We start from the raw sequence: 4,615 nt of genomic DNA, 5'->3' as shown, positions 1-4,615 counted from the left end.
AGAATAAATAGCTAATTAACCGTGAGGGGAAATTAGTTCTCGCAAGAGAGTAAATTAGGGAAAGCCGGATGCTGGGAAACTTGCTTGTCCGGTTTGGACGGGGGCTGATTGTAAATAAAACAGCCAATACAAATCGCTGCATAAAACGCAATTAATCTATCCGTATACAAGAGATAGGTGTAGTAACTAGAATTGATATTGAAAATAAAATTGTATGTGTTTTATTTACACAAATGAGAGAAGTTAAATATCGTTATCCAGAAGTTCTTGAAAAAAATCTCATTAAAATTATTGAATATTAAATTTCATAAATATTTCAAATTTTATTATTTAAAAGAATAGTTTTTATAGCTATTTTTTTAATTTATAAAGATTTTATTAAATTTTGGCAATTAATTAAATTATTTATAATAAGTAAGTGAGGTTATAAAAAGAAAAATGAGCGAGTTAGTTAAATTATTTTGTCAAAAATGTGGTAGAGAAAATTATCATACTTACAAAAATAAAAAACAAAATTCTAAAAATTTGGAATTGAAAAAATATTGTCCTTTTGAGGGCGCCAAAGAGGCCTAAATTTCGTGCTATTTAACCAATAGCCAGAGCTGATAAACTCTGAATGGAGATGGTCGGTCTGACAAACGAAAGAATGTTGGATTAGAGCAGACCATAAAAGCGGGTTGCGACAAAAGCAAATTAGTCAAAAAGACTTCGCCACCAAATAATTCTAGGGAGAAGCCTGTAATGGCCTAAGAAGGAAATTGAGGTAATGACAAAACCTGTCTCGGAAGTTGCTTAAACGGACAGCTCAGAGTCTACTAATATATTTCGAAAGTATTGAGTAGTTTATCAAATAAAGAAACCTGGGATCAGCCTCTCTAAAAGAGGGTACTTCGCCTAAGGAATTAAGGTCGAAATTTAGCGTAACTTGGAGAATCCTAAAACCAAGTAATGAAATTTACTAATCCGGAAATAAAAGCCCGGAGGGTCAAGGATAAAGCATCTTTTTAGTAGTCGTAAGGATAAACCTAAATTTGAAATAATTTAGTTAATCGTCTTACTCAAAAGAGAGTTAATGACTCTTATAGGGCGAAAGAAGATAGTAATTTATTATTTATTCAATGGTAAGTTGATAACGATTTCACCAGCAACTAAACTTTTGCGAACATAGAAGATGGTTCTTCCAATAGTTTCTCTTTATACAGCAAGGAATGAATAACTTTTATAACATGTTGAAGAATTGCCGCTAACAAAAAGGGTAGGTACTACTGGAATTGATAATAAAACCATTAATGATATTAATCTTGGAAAATTAGAAAGATACCATCAGGAATATGTCAATAATGGCTACCACCCAAAACCAGTCAAAAGAATTCTCATTCCTAAGGATAATAAAAGAACCAGACCCTTGGGGTCTACCGACCATCAAAGATCGGTTGATACAAAAAGGTCTGGAACAACTCTTAACTCCTTATTTTTAGAAAATGTTCGAAAGCGGAACGGTATGAGAACTGTGACAAAAAAACCTAACTGCCAATTTATCACATGGGGACAATTCGCAAGGCGAATCACCAAAGGATCATAAAGTATTGTGTAAAGATTGTCATCAGAAGATAACCAATTGACAAATACACGATATTAGAAAGAATAAGAACAATAAGAATAAATAGCTAATTAACCGTGAGGGGAAATTAGTTCTCGCAAGAGAGTAAATTAGGGAAAGCCGGATGCTGGGAAACTTGCTTGTCCGGTTTGGACGGGGGCTGATTGTAAATAAAACAGCCAATACAAATCGCTGCATAAAACGCAATTAATCTATCCGTATAAGAAAATGTTTACTTCATAAAGAAAAAAAATAATAAATTTATAATTTAATAATTTAAAAAAACATAATTTACATTATTTTTTTATTTTTAATTTTATATATAATAAATATAACGAAGTTTTAATTTTATTATTTAAAGGATATTTATGATATTTAGAAATAATATTTTTAAATCTTTTGTTATTATTTTATTTGGTCCTGTAGCCAAGTGGTAAGGCATAGCTCTGCAAAAGCTTGAACATCGGTTCGAATCCGTTCAGGACCTCCATTTTGGTAATTTAAAATTTTTGTTATAAAATAATATTTTTTATATATTTAAATATTATATAATATTAGCATATGAATAAAAAAATGAAATTAATTTTAGCTATTGTTTCATCAGAGGATGCTGATGAAGTGCAACATAATTTGAGTAAAAATAACTTTTTTAGTACAAGATTATCAACTCAAGGAGGATTTTTGAGTAAAAAAAATGTTACTTTAATTATAGGTTTACCAGCAGATAAAGTGGAACAAGCTATAGAAATTATTAAATTCCATTCTAGACAGAGAACACAAATCATACCGAATGATATTTTAAATGAATTTTCTGCTTATTATTCTTTGCCTTCGGAAGTTTCTGTTGGTGGAGCTACTGTTTTTATTTTAGATGTGGAAGAATTTTTAAAATTATAATTACCTATAAAAAAGATGATATATTAATTTATTAATTATTAATTTTATATTTATATTTTGTTTTTGGGAGGATATCACTTAATAAAATGGCTTTGAATAAAGAACAAAAAAGAAAAATTTTAGAACAATATGATGCTAATCTTATTAATACTGGTTCTAATAAAGTACAGTTTAATTTATTAAATGCTGATATTGAAATATTATCATTTCATGTTAAAAAACATCCTGGAGATTTCCAAGCTAAACGTAGTTTAATGATGAAACTTAATCGTTTAAAAATTATAAAAGAAATGTTTTAAGTTAAGTATTTATCTTAACAAAAAACATTTCTTTTTTATTTGATAATTAGTTATTTCAATAATTTTATTTTATTTTTATTGAAAATTTTTTAAAATTATTCAAAAATTGTAAAAATTGTTTTATATTATCAAATATTATTTGATTAAATTTAAATATTTGTAATTTTTTATAATTTGCAAATTTAATCAAATAATATTTATTTAATTTTTATTTATTTTTATTAAATAATTTAGGAATTTTTCAATTATTTATATTATAGTTTGTTTTAATTATAAATTTTTTGAATAAATTATTTATGGAGCGAGTGAAGGGAATCGAACCCTCATTATATGCTTGGCAAGCATATGTAATAACCATTATACGACACCCGCGATTCTATTTCGTTAAAAATTATTAATAATTTTTTTAAATATTTATTTAGTTTATCATTACTATTAAATTTTACCAAAAAAGTTATTGGTTTGGACAAAATAATTGGTGCCCTTAATAAGAATTGAACTTATATTACATCATTACCATTGATGTGTTTTACCATTAAACTATAAGGGCTACATTTTTTATTATGTTAATAGGATAATTATATCATAAACATCCATTAATGAAATGAATATGGTGTAAAAATTTTAATATCAAATTTTATTTTTATTGTTAAATATAATATTTAATTTTACTATTAATTTGTGTATAATGAAAGTGACTATTTCGACTAATTAAAATAAAATTAGAGAATGAAATTAGAATGCAATTGCAGAGGAGTTTTTTTAAAATGTCAGCAGATCAAATTAGTCCACGTAGTATAGGTTATTTAAAGTTTTTTTCTGAAAAAAGAATAACAGATAATCACGAAGAAAAAGGTAATTATGGATTTATTTATAGAAATCCTAATTTATCAGAAGAACAAAAATTAATATTACAAAACAAAGTTCAAGAATTAAAAAACATGATATCAGATTCTGAAATTTCCAATGAGGAAATGAATGAAAAATATTCAGAAATTAAAGAATTAATTGGTTTAGATACTAAAACATTAGAAGAAGTTTTTTTTCATGTTTCGCAAATAGCAGATAGATCTGTTATAGAAATGACGCCTGAAGATAGAAGAAACTTTTTTTATCAAGGTGCTCTTTTTGAATTTGATGTAGAATCTACTCAACAAGGTTTAAAAGCTGTTAGAATTAATAAAATTTTTTAATTTATTTTTATATATCATCAAAAAAGACTTGAAAAAGTCTTTTTTTATTGTTAGGTATAAAAAATTAATTTATTTTTGTAAAATCATAAATATAATATAAGGAAGTGAGTTTTTAATAAATAAATGCAAAAATTTACTAATGAATCGGTTAGGGCGACAAAGATGCCTAAATATCAAGTGAACTAACCACTCACCAGGGCGATAAACTCTGAAAGGGTAAGAACGGTTACTGAAAGGAAACAATCAGGAATTACAGCAGTTCTTAAAAGCGGGTTGCGATGAAGTAGTTAGTCAAAATGACCCCGCTACCGAATAGTTCTAAGGATAAACCTGGAATGGTCTAAGAAGATAAGAAGATGTAGTTTCCTAACCTGTCTCGCAAACTACTGTATTCGAGCAGTCCAGAAGCTATCGATATAAGTAACTGATATTGGATAGTTTATCAATTAAAAACATGGAATCTCACCGTTAATCTAACGGTCACTTCTCCTAAGGAATTAAGGTTGATATTTAGAGTAACTTGGAGAATCCTAAAGGCAGAGTTATTAAATTAACCGATAATGAAATAAAAGTCATTAGGCCCAAGGATAAAGCGACTTTTTAGTAGTCGGAGGAGTAAAACTTAA

General features: G+C 27.2%; 4 protein-coding genes, 3 tRNA genes and 1 pseudogene. 6 read left to right on the top strand and 2 right to left on the bottom strand.

What is annotated here, in order from left to right:
* Nucleotides 1-438 precede the first annotated feature (438 nt).
* The 5 genes and pseudogenes from rpmG to OC683_RS01980 all read left to right on the top strand — a co-directional run bounded on the left by rpmG (nt 439) and on the right by OC683_RS01980 (nt 2,796).
* Nucleotides 439-573, top strand: coding sequence for a 50S ribosomal protein L33 (gene rpmG, locus OC683_RS01995; protein WP_304514876.1), 135 nt, complete (start codon nt 439-441; stop codon nt 571-573).
* Nucleotides 574-1,249: 676 nt separating this feature from the next.
* A pseudogene (locus tag OC683_RS02485) lies at nt 1,250-1,475 on the top strand (group II intron reverse transcriptase/maturase); the annotation flags it as partial.
* Nucleotides 1,476-2,016: 541 nt separating this feature from the next.
* Nucleotides 2,017-2,090, top strand: a tRNA-Cys gene (locus tag OC683_RS01990).
* Nucleotides 2,091-2,173: 83 nt separating this feature from the next.
* Nucleotides 2,174-2,497, top strand: coding sequence for a cyclic-di-AMP receptor (locus OC683_RS01985; protein ID WP_304514877.1), 324 nt, complete (start codon nt 2,174-2,176; stop codon nt 2,495-2,497).
* 86 nt (nt 2,498-2,583) lie between these two features.
* Entirely contained in the window at nt 2,584-2,796 is a 213-nt protein-coding gene (locus tag OC683_RS01980) for a 30S ribosomal protein S15 (RefSeq protein WP_304514875.1), read from the top strand.
* A 297-nt stretch (nt 2,797-3,093) separates the two neighbouring features.
* Here OC683_RS01980 and OC683_RS01975 read toward each other — a convergent pair.
* Together OC683_RS01975 and OC683_RS01970 are read right to left on the bottom strand one after the other, a co-directional pair.
* Nucleotides 3,094-3,168 (bottom strand) — tRNA-Gly (locus OC683_RS01975).
* 104 nt (nt 3,169-3,272) lie between these two features.
* Nucleotides 3,273-3,346: transfer RNA gene (locus tag OC683_RS01970), tRNA-Thr, on the bottom strand.
* 190 nt (nt 3,347-3,536) lie between these two features.
* Between OC683_RS01970 and OC683_RS01965 the strand changes: the two genes are divergently transcribed.
* Nucleotides 3,537-3,989, top strand: coding sequence for a hypothetical protein (locus OC683_RS01965; RefSeq protein ID WP_304514874.1), 453 nt, complete (start codon nt 3,537-3,539; stop codon nt 3,987-3,989).
* The last annotated feature ends 626 nt before the right edge of the window (nt 3,990-4,615 follow it).

The sequence above is a fragment of the Candidatus Phytoplasma crotalariae genome, from assembly GCF_030586865.1.
GTDB lineage: Bacteria > Bacillota_I > Bacilli_A > Acholeplasmatales > Acholeplasmataceae > Phytoplasma > Phytoplasma citri.
The sequence above is the reverse complement of the archived record's forward strand: the minus strand, read 5'-3'. Positions and strand labels throughout refer to the sequence as shown.